Raw genomic sequence first — 15,915 nt, 5'->3', positions numbered from 1 at the left:
TCAAACCGTAGCCACGGTTGCCAAACCCAAACCCCACGGCCTGATAGTGATCAGGGTCCAAACACCGTGGCGCGGGCGGCTTTATGGTCGCGCCTCCCACTACCGCGAACTCACCTATCCATGGTTCTGCCAGCGCTTTTGCTTGAAATCGGCAGTCACCAAGCCGAAGTTGCTGAAACCCTGATTTCGGTGGGGGAGTTTCTAGTGATCTTCGTGGCGGCCAGGCTGCTGGCGGAGCTGATGGTGCGAGTGCAGTTGCCCACGATCCTGGGCGAGCTGGTAGCTGGCGTTCTTATTGGCGTTTCCGGCCTGCATTTGATCGTGCCGCCCGAAACCCAGGTCCAACTCAGCAGTTGGGGCTTGGGCTTGCTCAGCTCTCTGGCCGATCTCTCACCGGAAATGGTGCAGGAGATCTACGCCGAGACCTTCCCGAATCTGCAAGCGGTCTCCCAGATCGGTCTGTTTGCCCTGTTGTTTCTCACCGGACTGGAAAGCGAGCTCGAGGAGCTGGTAGCGGTGGGTGCCCAGGCCACCACCGTTGCCGTAACCGGGGTGGTGCTTCCCTTTGCCCTAGGCACTGCGGGCCTTTATTACATCTTCCATGTGCCCCTGATTCCGGCGATCTTCGCCGGTGCGGCGATGACGGCCACCAGCATCGGCATCACCGCCAGTGTGTTTGGTGAGTTGAAGTTTCTGCGCACTCGCGAGGGTCAGACGGTGATCGGCGCGGCCGTACTCGACGACATACTCGGCATCGTGATCCTTGCGGTGGTGGTGAGCCTGGCTGGCGGCGAGGGCTTCACCGTGGGCCCGATCCTGAAGTTGGTTGCGGCGGCAGCTGTGTTTGTGGCGGCGGCCCTGTTCCTGAGCCGCACTGCTGCTCCTGGCTTCGACTGGCTGCTCGATCAGCTCAAGGCCCCTGGCGAAGTGGTCGTGGCGGCTTTCGTGGTGTTGTCGCTCTGCTGTTTTGTGGCCCAGGCGATCGGCCTGGAAGCCGCTCTTGGCGCTTTCGCTGCAGGCTTGATTCTCAGCTCTTCTAAGCACACCCATGCGATCCAGGACACCGTTAAGCCCCTAGTTGCCCTGTTTGCCACGATCTTCTTTGTGCTGATTGGCACGGGCATGGATCTGTCGGTGCTCAATCCGCTGAACCCTGAAAACCGGGAGGGATTGATCGTGGCGGCCTTCCTGCTCACCGTGGCGATTGCCGGCAAGGTGGCAACCGGCTGGAGCTATTTCAGCAAGGAGAAAACCAACCGGTTGGTGGTTGGTTTGGGGATGATGCCCCGGGGCGAGGTGGGCTTGATTTTTCTTGGCCTGGGTACCCAGGCAGGGCTGCTTACCAAGCCGCTGGAGGCCGCAATCTTGCTGATGGTGATCGGCACCACCTTCCTGGCGCCGATTCTGCTCAGACTGGTGCTGGGTGGCAGCGCTGGAGGTCCGGATCTTGATCCACTTGCCGAAATTCCAACCTGACCGCTGGGGCCTGAGTTGGGGGGGCTGGCTAGACAACCGCCACGGTGAGTGGTGGCTGCTCGCCCAGTTGGCCCTGATTGCCGCCCACCTGCTGCCGCCCTGGCCTGCCCCCGGTGCCTGGGGTTATGCCTGGCCCCTGCCGCTGGCCTTAGCCGGTGCCATTTTGCTGCTGCTGGGTCTGGTGTTGGCAGTCCAGGCGTTCTGGGGGCTGGGTTCGAGCCTTACGCCCCTGCCTGATCCGATTCCTGGCGCCCCGTTGGTGACAAGTGGGGCCTACGGCCGTTGCCGTCACCCCCTCTATCAAGCGGTGCTGCTTTGTTCCCTGGGGGTGAGTTTGGCCCTGGGCAGCCTGCTGCATCTGGCCCTGCTGCTGGCCCTGGTGGCCGTGCTGGGCGGTAAGGCACGCCGCGAGGAGCGGGCCCTTGAGCTTGCCTATCCCGATTACGCCACCTACCGGGCCCGCACACCAGCAATCATTCCCCGTCTTCCCTGGCTCGACTGGCGAGCGCTGTGAACAGCCCCCAGCCTGCGGCGATCAGGCCGAGGCTGCTGGCCCAGTCGGGGCCTAGGGCCCAGCTCAGGCTCAGGTCGGCCAGCACCCCGATGGCCAGGGCCAGCAGCAAGCTGCTAATCACCAGCATCACCTGCTGGACAGGGCTCGGCAGGGAGCCCGCGGCCAGGGCTTCCTCCAGGCGCCCCAGGGGGCCGCTCAAGGGGAGGTATAGGGCCAGGGCCCACAGGGCAATCCCCGGCAGGAAGGGGCTCCAGTCAGGGCTGGTGAGGGGCAATGGCGCGCCGCAGATCTCCCTAGCATCGACCACCCTGGACGCATCAAGGTGGCTTCCGTGTCTGCACCCCAGCCCTGGAGCTACGCGGGCCATCCAGTGCACGCCATCGCAGCGGCGCCAGCTGATCCCGATGGCCCCGCGATCCTGCTGGTGCATGGCTTTGGTGCTTCCACCGACCACTGGCGCCACAACATTCCCGTGCTGGCCCAGCGCCATGAGGTGCACGCCATCGACCTGCTGGGCTTCGGTCGCAGCGCCAAGCCGGCCGAGCTTGCCTATGGCGGCCCCCTCTGGCGCGACCAGCTGGCCGCATACGTGAGCGAGCGCATCGGCCGACCGACGGTGCTGGTGGGTAATTCCCTGGGCGGTTTTTCAGCCCTGGCTGCTGGCGCTGCCCTGGGGGACCAGGCGGCCGGGGTGGTGCTGCTAAATGCGGCAGGGCCGTTCAGCGATGAGCAGGCGCCGCCTAAGGGCTGGGGAGCGATCACCCGCCAGACCATTGCGGGAGCCCTGCTCAAAAGCCCGGTGCTGCAGCGGTTGTTGTTTGAAAATTTGCGCCGGCCGGCCACGATTCGCCGCACCCTCAACCAGGTGTACGTCGACAAGACCAACGTCGATGAAGCCTTGGTTGAGGCGATCCGGCGGCCGTCGCTGGATCCGGGAGCCTTCGGTGTTTTCCGCACCGTGTTTGATATCCCCCGAGGCCAGCCCCTCGATGAGTTGTTTGCCCAGCTGACATGTCCGTTGCTGTTGCTCTGGGGCATCCGGGACCCCTGGATCAATGCCGTGGGCCGGCGGGCTGCTTTCCAGCGCCATGCTCCGGTAGGCACCAGCGAAGTGGTGCTCGAGGCGGGTCACTGTCCTCACGACGAGGTGCCAGATCAGGTGAATGCTGCCCTGCTCGACTGGATCGCCGGCCTTAGCTCGGGGGCGGCTCAACTCCCGGCAGACGACCGCGCGACAGTTGCTGCTTCGGGTCAAACTGCCGCTTGATCGCTTCGATCATGGGCCGCGATGGGGCATCCAGCCAGGCCGGCAGTTTGCTGCTGGCGGGCTGGCGTAGCACCGTCAGGAAGCCACCAACCTGCTGGCAATGGCGCCTGAGCGCCTCCACCTTGTAGGTCGGTAGGGCTGAGGCAGTTGCCCAGGCGATTCCTAGGCCACTGCCAGCCCCTAGGACCACCGGCAAGCCGGCCAGGGCTGGATCGTTGAGCAGGGCAGTCGTCTGGTTGGGGCGCACCGCCAGCCGCAGCAACCAGTCGCTGGACCCAGTTTCAGACCCTTGGCTTTGGCCTACCAGGCTTGCGAGTTCGGCGGGTTCAAGAGTTTGGGCCGTAATTGCCAAGGCAGCAGCCTTGGCGGCGATGCAGCCGATCTGCTCATTGAGAGTGAGGGCGTTGATGCTGGCCAGGCTGATCAGCAGTCCGGTGTCTTCTTCTTGGGGGCCAGGGGGGCGCCACCAGTCGATCCGCTCCGGGCTGAGGCTTGAGCCCAGCAGCCAGGCGGCCAGTTGGCCGAGGGCTTCGAGCGGCCCCGCCAGCTTCAGGCCGCGCCGCTGGGGTGGCTCCGGCATGGTGCGCAGAGTGAGGCTGCTGATCAGTCCTAAGGCTCCCCAGCTGCCCGCCATCAAGCGCATCAGGTCGTAGCCGGCCACGTTTTTCACCACCTTGCCCCCGGCCCGGGCGCGGGTGCCGTCGCTGCGGATCAATTCCAGGCCAATGATCTGGTCGCGCACGCCCAGATAGCGCTGGCGCAGACCGCCGGCCAGGCCTCTTGCCACCAGGCCGCCCAGGCTGCCGCTGGCTTGGCCGTTTGGGCCGCTGCCCCAGGGCCAGTCAAGGGCTAGCCATTGCCTGTGGCGGGCCAGTTCGGCTTGCAATTCGACCAGGGGCGTGCCGGCTAGGGCCGTCACAGTGAAATCGCCAGGGCTGTGCTCAACGATGCCGCTCAGCCGCCTACAGCTCACGGTGGCGCTGGCGCCCATAACTGGCGGCCCCCAGTTGAGTCGGCTGCCCAGGCCGGCGGGTTGCCAGGGCGCAGCCTGCTGGTGCAGCTCGCGCACCAGCTCCTGCAGCTCCCTGGGCTCCGGAGTCATCACGGCACGATGGTGCCATGGCCGCCTCCTCCAAAATCATCGTCATCGACGATGACCCCACCGGCTCCCAGACGGTGCACAGCTGCCCGCTGCTGCTGCGCTGGGATGCCGCCACCCTGGCGGCGGGGCTGCGGCACTCTTCGCCGCTGCTGTTTCTGCTGGCTAACACCCGGGCCCTGGCGCCGGAAGCAGCCGCGGAGCGGGTACGCCAGATCTGCCGGGCTCTGGCCGCGGCCCTGCCCCTGGCAGGCATTGAGCGTTGGTGGCTGGTGAGTCGCGGCGACTCCACCCTGCGGGGTCACTTCCCGTTGGAGGTGGAGGTGATCGCAGCCGAGCTCGGCCCCTTTGCGGCCACCTTGTTGATCCCGGCCTTTTTTGAGGGGGGCCGCACCACTGTGGAGGGGGTGCATCGCTTGCACGGCCAGCCCGTGCACGAAACCGCCTTCGCCCGCGACCGCCTGTTTGGCTACGCCAGCAGCGATCTGCCGGTTTGGGTGGAGGAAAAAAGCGGGGGCCGTATCGCCGCACACCAGGTCCAGCGTCTGACCGGCGCCGAGTTGGATTACGCCGTAAGCGATGGCGGCCAGGCCCTGGCAGAGCGATTGGCGGCCCTAGATGGCGTGCCCGTGGTGGCCGTTGACGGGGAGCGACCTGAGCAACTGGCCGCCCTGGCCCAGGTGGTGCGCCAGGCCTGGCCGCGGGCGGTGCTTTCCCAGTCGGCGGCCAGTTGGATCCAGGCCTTAGCAGCTTTGCCGCCCCAGCCCCTGGCTGGAGCTGCCCTGGCCCGGTTGCGCCGCCCCAATCCAGGGCTGGTGCTGGTGGGCTCCCACGTGCCTTTGGCTGATGCCCAGCTCACCCAGCTGCTCACGGAGCCCCGCTGCGTGGGGCTGGAGCTGCCCGTCGCCAAGCTGGCGCGGCTGCTGGAAGGCCCCCTGCCGGAGCCCCTGCTGGCTTCCCTGGAGGCCGACTGGCTGGTTCAGTTGCGGCGGGTGCTGGCCCAGGGGCAAACGCCCGTGCTGTACACCAGCCGGGGTGAGCTCCAGTGCGCATCAGTGGCGCAGCGCCGCCGCTTAGGCGACGCTCTGGCGGCGCTGATGGCCCGGCTGGCTGCTGCCCTGGCCCCCCAGTTGGGTTACCTGATCAGCAAGGGGGGCATCACCACCCACACCCTGCTGGCCGATGGTCTGGCTCTGGCGGCGGTCGAGTTAAAAGGACAGCTGCTGCCTGGGCTTTCCTTGGTGCTGGCTGATCTGCCAGAGCCTCTGCCGGTGCTCACCTTCCCCGGCAACCTCGGTGATGGGGACACGCTGCGGCTTGCTTGGCGCTGGATGGAAGGCTTGGCAAGCGCGGATTAACTCGTTTCCTCTGCTAGAGGTGGTCGCTCCGCCAACAGGCAGACGCCGTAGCCCGTGGCCACGAGGGCTAGGGCGGCAAGGCTGCTTAGCCAGTCGTTGGCCGTACTGCCCATAAGGAAGGCCAGGGATACCGCCGTGATCAGTAAGGGGGACACGGGGTAGCCCCAGGTGAGAAAGGGGCGGGGCAGCTCCGGCTCCCGCTGGCGCAGGGTCACCAGGGAGGCAATGCCCGCCAGCGGCAGGCTCACGTAGAGCACGGCGCCCATGGTTAGCAGCCGCTCGAAGGAGCCGGCCAGCACTAGGGCCGCGGCGGCAGTGCTGGTGAGCAGCAGGGCCGCGCTCGGGGTGCCGCCCCCGTTCACTTGGGCAACAAAGCTCGGCAGCAGGCCGTCGCGGCTGAGACCAAACAAAATGCGCGGGGCGGCCATCACCACGGTGTTGATCAGGCCCAGCAGGGAGACCAGCGCTAACGCGGTGATCAGTAGGCCACCCAGCGGCCCAGCCAGGGCGCGTGCGGCGGCGGCGGCCGGCAGGTTTGAGCTGGCCAGCTGGGCGATCGGCAGCACATGCAGCAGGGCCAGGTTGATCAGCAGATAAAGCACCAGCACCGCCAGAACCCCGCCGATCAAGGAGCGGGGCAGATCTCGCCCCGGCTCGCTGAATTCTTCAGCGAAATAAACGGGGCTGGCCCAGCCGTCGTAGGTGGTGATCACTGCCTGTAGGGCCAGCACCACTGCCAGGCTCAGGCTCCGCCAGTCCGCGATCGCTGTGGGCGCAGGCGGTGGTGGCGCGATGGGGGGCGCCGCCTGGATGGGCAGTAGGAAGCAGGCCGCCACCAGGGCCAGAAAGGCCACCGCCTTGGCGAGGCTGAGCAATTCCTGGCTGGCGCTGCCGGCGCGCAGGCCTCGCAGCTGAATCAGGCTGAACAGGCCGATGGCTAGCAGCGCCAGGATTCGGGCCGTGTAGGGCCCCTGGGGGATCGCGGCGGGCAGCAAGGCCTGGCCGTATTCCCCCACGGTGGTGGCCACCCAGGCCAGGCCGATGCAATGGGCCAGCCAGTCGGTCCAGCCCACCAGAAAGCCCACGCGCTTGCCGAAGGCCCGCTCGGCGTAGACGTACCAACCGCCGGCCTTCGGCAAGGCTGCCGCCAATTCGGCTATGCAAACCGCCCCCACCAGCGCATAGAGCCCGCCGGCCAGCCAGGCGGCCAGCACCAGCTCCGCTGAGGGCAATTGGGCTGCCACCAGGCCCGGAGTGCGCAGAATGCCGGCCCCGATCGTGCCGCCTACGGCACCGGCCAAGCCAAAACCCACTCCCAGAATGTTTAGTAGTCGGCCTTTAGGGGCCTGGTTGTCTGGCTGCTGCTCGGGGATGGGTTGGCTCAACCGCTGTAGCTCTGCTCCAGCAACTGCATCGGATGCAGCACCCGGATCGGCTGGGGCAGCTCCTGCAGGTGGCGCCGGATCTGCAGGCTGCAGCCGATGTTGGCGCTAACCGCCAGCTCGGCTCCGGTGCCGGCTAGGTCTTTGGCCTTGAGCTGCCCAAGGGCGGCGGCCTCCTCAGGCTGCACCAGGTTGTAGATGCCGGCGCTGCCGCAGCACACTCCCGCTTCAGTCGCTTCGCGCAGCTGGATGTGGGGGATGGCATTGAGCAGGGCCCGGGGCTGGCTGCTGATGCCCTGGCCATGCAGCATGTGGCAGGCGTCGTGATAAGCCAGTCGGAGCGGGCGTTTGGCGCTGGCTGGCTCGCCGTCAGCGTGGGTAAGGGGCTTAAGGGCGGCGAGGAATGGCTGGCTTAGGCCGAGATCGGCGAGAAACTCCTGAATATCCGCGACCGGGGCGGAGAAGCTGCTGCCGGTGAGCCGCCCGTAGGCCTTCATGGTGTGGCCGCAACCGGAAGCTGCCACCAATACGGCGTCGAGAGGCCCGGCCCCGGCGGGCTTGCCTGGGCCCACTACGGCCTCGAAGCTTTGGATCAAGCCGATTGCCAGCTCGTTGGTCTGGCTGAGTTCTCCCTGGTGGTGGGTCACGGCGCCGCAGCAGCCCTGGCTGGGCGGAATCACCACCTCGATGCCGTTGGCGCTCAGCACCTGCACGGCGGCCTGGTTCACGGCTGGATCAAATAGACGCTGGACGCAGCCCAGCACCAGCCCTACCCGGGCGCGGCGAGGACCCTGGGCGGGCACTACCAGGGGGAAGTCGTCGCGGAAGCCGGCCGGCGCCAAGGGAGGTAGCAGCTGATCGAGGGCCTCCAGCTGGGGGCCGAATAGGCGGGTGATCCCACTGCGGCGGGCCAGGGCCTGCAGGGGGGTGCCGGCGTAAAGGCGCAGCGGCGTGAGCAGGGCCCGAAGCCGCGCAGGGTAGGGAAGCAGGGCAAACAGCAGCTTGCGAAATGCCTGCTGGGCGGAGCTGCGCAGCTCAGGCGCGTTGAGCTGGGGGCGCGTGGCCTCGATAAGTTGGTCGTAGCGCACCCCTGACGGACAGGCGGTTACGCAGGCGAGACAGCCCAGGCAACTGTCGAAGTGTTTCGCCACGGTGGCATCGAGGCTCAGTTCACCGTTGGCGATCGCCTTGAGGGTGTAAATGCGGCCCCGGGGTGAATCCATCTCCGTTCCCAGCACCCGGTAGCTGGCGCAGGTGGGCAGGCAGAAGCCGCAGTGCACGCAGGGGTCGGTGTTCATCCGCCGAAGTGGCGGATCACAGAATCAGCAAAGCCACTGCAGCTCACCGGCTCCACAGCAGGCTCCATCAGTCGGGCCAGGTCGTAGGTCACCTCGCCATTGGCGATGGCGGCGCTCAGTCCCGCAGTGATTAGGTCGGCGGCCTCCTGCCAGCCCATGAACTCGAGCATCATCACGCCGCTGAGGATCACCGAGCCGGGATTGATGCGATCAAGGCCGGCGTGCTTGGGAGCGGTGCCGTGGGTGGCCTCGAAGATGGCGGCGTTGTCGCCGATGTTGGCGCCGGGGGCCATGCCCAGGCCTCCCACCACGGCTGCGGCCGCATCGGAGATGTAGTCGCCGTTGAGGTTGAGGGTGGCGAGGATCGAGTAGTCCGCGGGGCGAGTCTGGATCTGCTGAAAGATGCTGTCGGCGATGCGGTCGTCGACAAGCACCATCTGCTTCCAGTTACCACCGCCGTGGCTGGCGCCGATGGCATCGAGCACGCCCTGCACCTCGGCATCAATGGCGGCTTTCTTCTCGGGGGTGAGGCTGTCGTAGCCGGGCTCGATCATGCGGGCATTGGCCTCGATGCTTAAGCCGGGATTGCGCTCGACGTTGTCCAGGATCCAGCTCTCCCGCTCAGTGATGCAGACATCGCGGAATTCGGTGGTGGCTAGCTCGTAGCCCCAGTCGCGGAAGGCTCCCTCGGTGAATTTCATGATGTTGCCCTTGTGCACCAGGGTCACGTGTCGCTTGTCGCCCTCCAGGCGCAGGGCGTGCTGGATCGCCTTGCGGATGTGGCGCTGGCTGCCGTGCTTACTCACGGGCTTGATGCCTATGCCGGAGCCCGCTGGGATCTGGCGCTGGCCCAGCTTGCCGTTGGCTGGGATCACCACCTCATTGAGGTGCTTGATAAGTTCCAGGCACACTGGATCGTTGGCTTCCCACTCGATCCCCATATAGATGTCTTCGGTGTTTTCGCGATAGACGATCACGTCCAGGTCTTGCGGCCGCTTGTGGGGGCTGGGGGTGCCCTCGTAGTAGCGGCAGGGGCGCACGCAGCAGTAGAGATCAAAGATCTGGCGCAGGGCCACGTTGAGGGAGCGGATGCCGCCGCCGATCGGTGTGGTGAGGGGCCCCTTGATCGCCACGCCGTACTGCTTGATGGCGCTCAGGGTGTCTTCCGGCAGGTATTGATAGGTGCCGTAGAGGTCGCAGGCCTCATCGCCGGCGTACACCTTGAACCACTCAATCCGGCGCTCACCGCCGTAGGCCTGGGCCACCGCCGCGTCCAGCACTTTCTGGGTGGCGGGCCAGATGTCTACGCCCGTGCCATCGCCGCGGATGAAGGGAACAATCGGATCGTTGGGCACGATCGGCTGACCATTTTCGAAGCGAATTGCGGTGCCGCTGGCAGGGGTGGTGAGCTTCTCAAAGCTGGCGGCGCTAGGGGTTGCCATGGGCTGTTACTGACCGGATCGGCCTTATCGGTGTGGCGAGCCTAGGTTTTAGGCATGTTGCGGTTCTGCTCAGGGGAAACGGCATGAATGCCGCCGATCAGGCCCAATCCCTTGAACTTGCCCAGGCAATCGCTGCGGCGGCGAGCCTGTTTCGCGTCCACTTCCCCGATGCCCGAGCCAACCTCACCCCCTGGCGCGACGACGCGCTGACCCGTGCCTTTGCCGAGCAGGAGAGCCTGGATCTCTCCTTTCACCTACCGGGTTGGAGTCCCCGCAGCCAGTGCCGCTCCTTTCTGGTGCAGCTGCGCCTGGACGGGGCCCCAGGGCGGAGCAGGGCTGAACGCCCTCGCCTGCTGGGGGTGACGATCAGGGGACTCACCTACGAGAGCGAGCGCTGGCGGCTGGCCACCGTGGGCGACTGGCAGCCGTCAGGCAGTCACCTGCCCCAGGCCGAGGTGGCGCAGAAGTTGCAGCAGTTTTCCCGGGAGCTGTTTGATCTGTTCGGTGGCGCCGAGCAGGCCGATCAGAACCTGGCGGCGTAACCCTTCGCAACCTTGCCAGGCGCCTCGGTAAAACTCCCGCCTAACTTGGCTCCTCGCCCGTACAACGTCCCCGTCAGATGGCCGTCGCCCTTGCTTCCCAACTGCGTGAAGGCACCAAAAAGGCCCACACGATGGCGGAGAACACCGGCTTCGTGAGCTGCTTCCTTAAGGGGGTGGTGGATAAGGCCAGCTACCGCACCTTGGTGGCCGACCTTTATTTCGTGTACTCGGCCATGGAGGAGGAGTTTGGCCGGCTTAGGGAGCATCCGGTGGTGGGTCCGGTGGCTTTCCCAGAGCTGAACCGGCGCGAAAGTCTCGAGCAGGATCTTGCCTTTTATTTCGGTGGCGACTGGCGTAATGCGGTCAAACCCACCCCTGGAGCCCAGCAATACGTAGAGCGTCTGCACCAGGTGGCGCAGGAGTGCCCGGAGCTGCTGGTGGGTCACCACTACACCCGCTACATAGGTGATCTTTCCGGCGGCCAGATCCTCAAGAACATCGCCCAGAAGGCGATGAGCCTGGGCGAGCACGATGGCCTGCGTTTCTACGAATTCGCGGCTATTCCCGATGAGAAGGGCTTCAAGGCCAACTACCGCACCACCCTCGACGCCCTGCCGATAGACCAAGCCATGGCCGATCGCATTGTGGAGGAGGCCAACCACGCCTTCCACCTGAACATGACCATGTTCCAGGAACTGGAAGGCAATCTGATCGCCGCCATTGGCAAGGTGCTGTTTGGCTTCCTTACCCGGCGTCAGCGTTCGGGCAGCACGGAAGTGGCGGCGGCCTGAGCCAGAGTTGGCGGGCCGCAGCCTCTGAGTGTCTTGCGCCCCCTTCGCTTTTTGGTGCCAGGCACCAGCGGTCGCTACCGCTGCGGTGGCCTGCTGGTGGAGCAGCAGACGTCCCGGCTGCTGGCCGAACTGGTGCCAACACAACTGGTCACCTATCGGCAGCGGGAGCCTGGACTGCCCTACCTGGGTGATCTGCTACGGGCTGAACCCCTAGGCAGCCCTGCCGCCACCGACTCCCTGTGGATCGTGAGCTGGGGCTTTGATGTGCCCCGCCAGTTGCGGGCGTTGTGGGGCCGGCCGGTGGCCTATCACGCCCATAGCAGCGGCTACGGCTTCCGCTTGCCCCCCGGGGTGCCGGTGCTGGCAGTGAGTCGCAACACCCTGGGCTACTGGGGCCAATGGGCCAGCCGCAATCCGCTGTTCCTGGTGCCTAATGCCCTGGAGGCCAGTTGGATTGCCCGCGGTGATCGCCCCCACAACTTCGGCGCTGAGCCGGCGCCGGGCGGCCGCTCGATTGATGTGCTGATCCAGCGGCGCAAGACCAGCACCTACGTGCTGGAGCAGCTGGTGCCAGCCCTGCGGGCCCGCGGGCTCACGGTGCTGGTGCAGGACGGCTGGGTGGAAGATCTGGTGGGGTTGTTCAACAGCGCCAAGGTGGTGGTTTACGACTCCGCCGACCACTGGCGCTGCAGTGGGGTGAGCGAGGGCTTTGGTCTGCCGCCGATCGAGGCCCTGGCCTGTGGCTGCGTGCTGTTCAGCAGCCTTAACCACGCCCTGGCTGACAACCTGGACCCCGGGGGCCTGGCCCATCAGATCGGTATGGGTAGCCTGGCCTCCGACGGGGAGCGGATCGCTGCTGCGGTGGCCGATCCAGCCGCCTGGCTGCCTGCGCCACGCCGCTTGGAAGAGCTGCTTGATGAGCTCAGTGAACCGCGGCTGCGCCAGCGCTGGCGCCAGGCCCTAGAGGCGATCAACATCCACATCGATCGGCTGCAGGCCGGTGAGCCGCCCCTGCGGTCCCCTTCTCTGCTCCAGCTGCGCTTGGAGCGCTGGCGGCAGAGGTTGGCCCGTCGCCTTGCCTAGGGTCTCAGGAATGAGCGCATTTCTCGCCGGCCTCAACGACGCCCAGCGCAAGGCGGTGGACCACCACACCGGTCCGCTGCTGGTGGTGGCAGGTGCGGGCAGCGGCAAAACCCGCGCCCTCACCCACCGCATCGCCCACCTGATCGGCCACCACGGCGCCGATCCGGCCCATCTGCTCGCCGTCACCTTCACCAACAAGGCGGCCCGCGAGATGAAGGAGCGGCTGGAGCTGCTGCTTGCCCAGAAGCTGGCCCAGAGCCAGTTCGGCCAGCCCTGGAGCACCCTGCCGGCGGTGGAGCAGCGCCAGCTGCGCTCGCGCATCTACCGCGAGGTGATCAAGGAGCTGTGGATCGGCACCTTCCATGCCCTGTTTGCCCGGCTGCTGCGCTTCGACATCGACAAGTTCAAGGATCCCGAAGGACTCAGCTGGACGCGCCAGTTCTCGATCTACGACGAGAACGACGTCCAGAGCCTGATTAAGGAGATCGTCACCCAGGAGCTGCAGCTAGATCCCAAGCGCTTTGAGCCCAAGAAGGTGCGCTGGGCGATCAGCAACGCCAAGAACCAGGGTTGGATGCCCGAGCAGCTTGAAGCCGATGCCGGCGGCCAGCGGGGCAAGTTGATGGCGGAGACCTACCGGCGCTACCGGCGCGCCCTGGCCGCCAACAACGCTCTCGATTTCGACGATCTGCTGCTGCTGCCGGTGCAGCTGCTGCGCCAGAACGAGCAGATCCGCGACTACTGGCACCGGCGCTTTCGTCATGTGCTGGTGGATGAATACCAGGACACCAACCGCACCCAGTACGACCTGATCAAGCTGCTGGTGACCAACGGTCGTGAACCCTCCGACTACGACGACTGGGACGGGCGCTCGGTGTTTGTGGTGGGTGACGCGGACCAGAGCATCTACAGCTTCCGCGCCGCCGATTTCACGATCCTGATGGGCTTTCAGGACGACTTCGGTGACGGGGCGGCCAGTGAGACCACCGCCACGATGGTGAAGTTGGAGGAGAACTACCGCTCCACCGCCACGATTCTGGAGGCGGCTAATGCCCTGATCGCCCACAATTCCGAGCGGATCGATAAGGTTTTGCGCCCCACCCGAGGCGAGGGCGAATTGATCTCCCTCACCCGCTGCGATGACGAGATCGCCGAGGCCGAGGCGGTGGTGCACCGCATGCGCATGCTTGAAGCCGCCCACCCCGATCTCAGCTGGGGCGATATGGCCGTGCTGTATCGCACCAACGCCCAGTCGCGGGCGATGGAGGAGTCGCTGGTGCGCTGGGGCATCCCCTACATCGTGGTGGGGGGGCTGCGCTTCTACGACCGGCGCGAGATCAAGGATGTGCTCGCCTACCTCAAGCTGCTGGTCAACCCCGCCGACACCGTCAGCCTGTTGCGGGTGCTTAACACACCCAAGCGCGGCATCGGTAAAACCACGATCGAGCGACTCACCGACGCCTCAAACCAGCTCGGCATTCCTCTCTGGGAAGTGGTCCGTGATGCAGAAGCAGTGCGTTCTTTGGGCGGCCGCTCGGCCAAGGGTTTGCTGCAGTTTTGCGAGTTGATCAACGGCCTCCAGGCCTGTGCTCAAGACATCGCCCCTTCTGAATTGGTGCAGCGGGTGATGGAGCAGAGCGGCTACGTGGCTGAGTTGATCACCGAAGGCACCGATGAAGCCGAAGACCGACGCCGCAACCTCAATGAGTTAGTGAATGCTGCCTTGCAATACCAGGAGGAAAACGAGGAGGGCTCCTTGGAGGATTTCCTGGCTTCGGCGGCCCTGGCCAGCGACGCTGACAGCAAGGACACCGAGCAGGACCGCGTCACCTTGATGACCCTGCATGCCAGTAAGGGCCTGGAATTTCCGGTGGTGTATCTGGTGGGAATGGAGCAGGGTCTCTTCCCCAGCTATCGCTCCTTGGAAGACCCCTCGGCTCTCGAGGAGGAGCGCCGCCTCTGCTACGTGGGCCTCACCCGGGCCAAGGAGCGGCTGTTTCTATCCCATGCCAGTGAGCGGCGGCTTTGGGGTGGCATGCGCGAGCCAGCGGTGCCCTCGGTGTTTCTTTCGGAGCTGCCCAGCGCCCTGATCCAGGGGGACATTCCCCATAGCGGTGGAGCTTCCATTCGTCGTGAGCAGCGCCTGGAGCGGCTCACCCGAGTGGATCGCGAGGATTCACGCCAGGTAGCTGGCGGCGGTGCGGCCGGTGCTCCCGCCAATGCGGTGCGGCGCCGGGCGGCCACCCAAACCTGGGCGGTGGGGGACCGGCTGCGGCACAGCAGCTTTGGCGAAGGTCAGGTGACCCACTTGTTTGGCAGTGGTGAGAAGGTGTCGATTGCTGTGAAATTTCAGGGGATGGGACCCAAAATCCTTGACCCGCGCCTGGCGCCGATCGAGCCCGTCTAGGTGGAAATCCCTGGCATTCCAGCGCCCCTGCTGACAGCCCTGAGCCGGTCAGGGGTTGGGCCGGTGGCGTTGGTCGGTGGGGCGGTGCGGGATTTGTTGCTGCATCGGCTGCACAACGATCCCTGGCGGGGCCTGCCCGATCTGGACCTGGTGGTGCAGGGCCGAGCTTCAGAGCTGGTTAAGGAGTTGGTTGACGCCTTGGCTGGCCAGCTGGGTGAGGGTGTGGTGCAGCGCTGCCAGGAGCACGGCGCTTACGGCACCGTTGAGCTCGAACTCAACTTGGACGGCCAGCAGGTGCTGCTGGATGTGGCCACCGCCCGCTGCGAGACCTACCCGGTGCCAGCCGAAAATCCTCAGGTGAGCTTCGGCTCTATGGCCGATGACCTGGCCAGGCGTGATTTCAGCATCAACGCCATGGCCTTGGATCTGGTCAGCGGCACCCTGCTCGATCCCCATGGAGGCCAGGCCGATCTGGAGCTGCGTCAGCTGCGCTTTTTGCATCACGGCAGCGTTCGCGACGATCCCACCCGGCTGGTGCGCGGCGCCCGCTATGCGGCTCGGCTGGGGCTGGAGCTTGACGGGGCTAGCGCCGATCAGGCCGCAGTCACCCTGGCGCAGTGGCCTTGGCCGTGGCGGCAGGGTAATCCGCCGGCTGAGGCGCCGTCAGCCCTGGGCACGCGCCTGCGGATGGAGCTGGAGTTGCTGCTGGAGCGCGAGCCCTGGCTGGCAGCTTTGGGGGCACTGCAGCGCTGGGGCGCTCTGGCGCTGCTTGATCCGGAGCTGCAGGCGGATACGCAGTGGCCGCGGCGGCTGCGCTGGGCTGCTCGGCTGGGGTTGCCGCTGCTGGTGGCCCTGGTGGCGGGAGCGCGCCAACCCCTCGCCCTGGCGGAGCGGCTGCAGTTGCCCCACCGCCAGCACCGCCTGCTTGCGCAATGGTTGGAGTTGCGGCGCCGGCTGGTGGAGCAGCAGCTGGAGGGCTTCCCGGCGCTGCCCGAGCACTGGTGCGCCCTGCTGGAGGCTTCTGGCTGCAGTCCAGAAGCGGTGGCCCTGGCCCTGGCCTGTGGCAGTGGCCCGCGCCGGCCCCTGCTGCGGTGGCTGCTGCGCTGGCGCCAGGTAAAAGCCGAGCTCACCGCCGCTGATCTGCTGGCAGCTGGCATGCGGCAAGGGCCCGAGTTGGGCCAGAGGCTGAGGGAGCTGCGGGCCGAGCGGCTGGGCTTGGAGCGGATCTGAGTGCCGCAGACCCCTCGTTAGCGTGG

General features: G+C 66.2%; 14 protein-coding genes. 9 read left to right on the top strand and 5 right to left on the bottom strand.

Annotated features, from left to right (window positions below; genetic code table 11):
- Positions 1–120 precede the first annotated feature (120 nt).
- Positions 121–1,476, top strand: a complete 1,356-nt coding sequence (locus KBZ22_RS07590) for a cation:proton antiporter (protein ID WP_255021587.1) — start codon at positions 121–123, stop codon at positions 1,474–1,476.
- The gene (locus KBZ22_RS07585; protein WP_255021586.1) at positions 1,457–1,990 is read left to right on the top strand and encodes an isoprenylcysteine carboxylmethyltransferase family protein; all 534 of its coding nucleotides are present in this window, start codon (positions 1,457–1,459) and stop codon (positions 1,988–1,990) included. The genes KBZ22_RS07590 and KBZ22_RS07585 overlap by 20 nt, the downstream gene beginning before the upstream one ends.
- On the opposite strand, the gene KBZ22_RS07580 is transcribed toward KBZ22_RS07585, so the two are convergent.
- Complete coding sequence (locus KBZ22_RS07580) at positions 1,950–2,264, bottom strand: hypothetical protein (protein ID WP_254941465.1); 315 nt, start codon at positions 2,262–2,264, stop codon at positions 1,950–1,952. The genes KBZ22_RS07585 and KBZ22_RS07580 overlap by 41 nt on opposite strands.
- Positions 2,265–2,321: 57 nt before the next feature.
- Here KBZ22_RS07580 and KBZ22_RS07575 point away from each other — a divergent pair, with 57 nt between their 5' ends.
- Positions 2,322–3,257 (top strand): alpha/beta fold hydrolase, encoded by a 936-nt coding sequence (locus KBZ22_RS07575; protein WP_255021585.1) that lies wholly within the window; start codon positions 2,322–2,324, stop codon positions 3,255–3,257.
- Here KBZ22_RS07575 and KBZ22_RS07570 read toward each other — a convergent pair.
- Positions 3,184–4,359: an FAD-binding oxidoreductase gene (locus KBZ22_RS07570; protein WP_261353974.1), complete on the bottom strand. Its 1,176-nt coding sequence runs from the start codon at positions 4,357–4,359 to the stop codon at positions 3,184–3,186. The two genes, KBZ22_RS07575 and KBZ22_RS07570, sit on opposite strands and share 74 nt — an antisense overlap.
- A gap of 17 nt (positions 4,360–4,376) precedes the next feature.
- On the opposite strand from KBZ22_RS07570, the gene KBZ22_RS07565 reads away from it, so the two are divergent.
- On the top strand, positions 4,377–5,714 hold the full coding sequence (locus KBZ22_RS07565; RefSeq protein WP_255021583.1) for a four-carbon acid sugar kinase family protein: 1,338 nt from the start codon (positions 4,377–4,379) through the stop codon (positions 5,712–5,714).
- On the opposite strand, the gene KBZ22_RS07560 is transcribed toward KBZ22_RS07565, so the two are convergent.
- From KBZ22_RS07560 to KBZ22_RS07550, 3 genes are read right to left on the bottom strand one after another with little or no spacing between them, the layout of a single operon-like run.
- On the bottom strand, positions 5,711–7,099 hold the full coding sequence (locus KBZ22_RS07560) for an APC family permease (RefSeq protein ID WP_255021582.1): 1,389 nt from the start codon (positions 7,097–7,099) through the stop codon (positions 5,711–5,713). The genes KBZ22_RS07565 and KBZ22_RS07560 overlap by 4 nt on opposite strands.
- Positions 7,096–8,394, bottom strand: coding sequence for a (Fe-S)-binding protein (locus KBZ22_RS07555; protein ID WP_255021581.1), 1,299 nt, complete (start codon positions 8,392–8,394; stop codon positions 7,096–7,098). The genes KBZ22_RS07560 and KBZ22_RS07555 overlap by 4 nt, the downstream gene beginning before the upstream one ends.
- Positions 8,391–9,836: an NADP-dependent isocitrate dehydrogenase gene (locus KBZ22_RS07550; protein WP_255021580.1), complete on the bottom strand. Its 1,446-nt coding sequence runs from the start codon at positions 9,834–9,836 to the stop codon at positions 8,391–8,393. Before KBZ22_RS07550 ends, KBZ22_RS07555 begins: the two co-directional genes overlap by 4 nt.
- Before the next feature lie 83 nt (positions 9,837–9,919).
- Between KBZ22_RS07550 and KBZ22_RS07545 the strand changes: the two genes are divergently transcribed.
- From KBZ22_RS07545 to KBZ22_RS07525, 5 genes are all read left to right on the top strand, one after another.
- Positions 9,920–10,378: a hypothetical protein gene (locus tag KBZ22_RS07545; RefSeq protein WP_106632949.1), complete on the top strand. Its 459-nt coding sequence runs from the start codon at positions 9,920–9,922 to the stop codon at positions 10,376–10,378.
- 77 nt (positions 10,379–10,455) lie between these two features.
- Positions 10,456–11,169, top strand: coding sequence for a heme oxygenase (biliverdin-producing) (locus KBZ22_RS07540; protein ID WP_255021579.1), 714 nt, complete (start codon positions 10,456–10,458; stop codon positions 11,167–11,169).
- A 33-nt stretch (positions 11,170–11,202) separates the two neighbouring features.
- The gene (locus KBZ22_RS07535; RefSeq protein ID WP_255021578.1) at positions 11,203–12,252 is read left to right on the top strand and encodes a glycosyltransferase; all 1,050 of its coding nucleotides are present in this window, start codon (positions 11,203–11,205) and stop codon (positions 12,250–12,252) included.
- A 10-nt stretch (positions 12,253–12,262) separates the two neighbouring features.
- Entirely contained in the window at positions 12,263–14,659 is a 2,397-nt protein-coding gene (locus KBZ22_RS07530) for a UvrD-helicase domain-containing protein (protein ID WP_255021577.1), read from the top strand.
- Positions 14,660–15,889 (top strand): CCA tRNA nucleotidyltransferase, encoded by a 1,230-nt coding sequence (locus KBZ22_RS07525; RefSeq protein ID WP_255021576.1) that lies wholly within the window; start codon positions 14,660–14,662, stop codon positions 15,887–15,889.
- The last annotated feature ends 26 nt before the right edge of the window (positions 15,890–15,915 follow it).

Source organism: Cyanobium sp. L1E-Cus (assembly GCF_024345755.1).
Classification (GTDB): Bacteria; Cyanobacteriota; Cyanobacteriia; order PCC-6307; family Cyanobiaceae; genus Cyanobium_A; species Cyanobium_A usitatum.
Note: the sequence above shows the minus strand (reverse complement) of the source record. Positions and strands in the feature narration are given on the sequence as shown.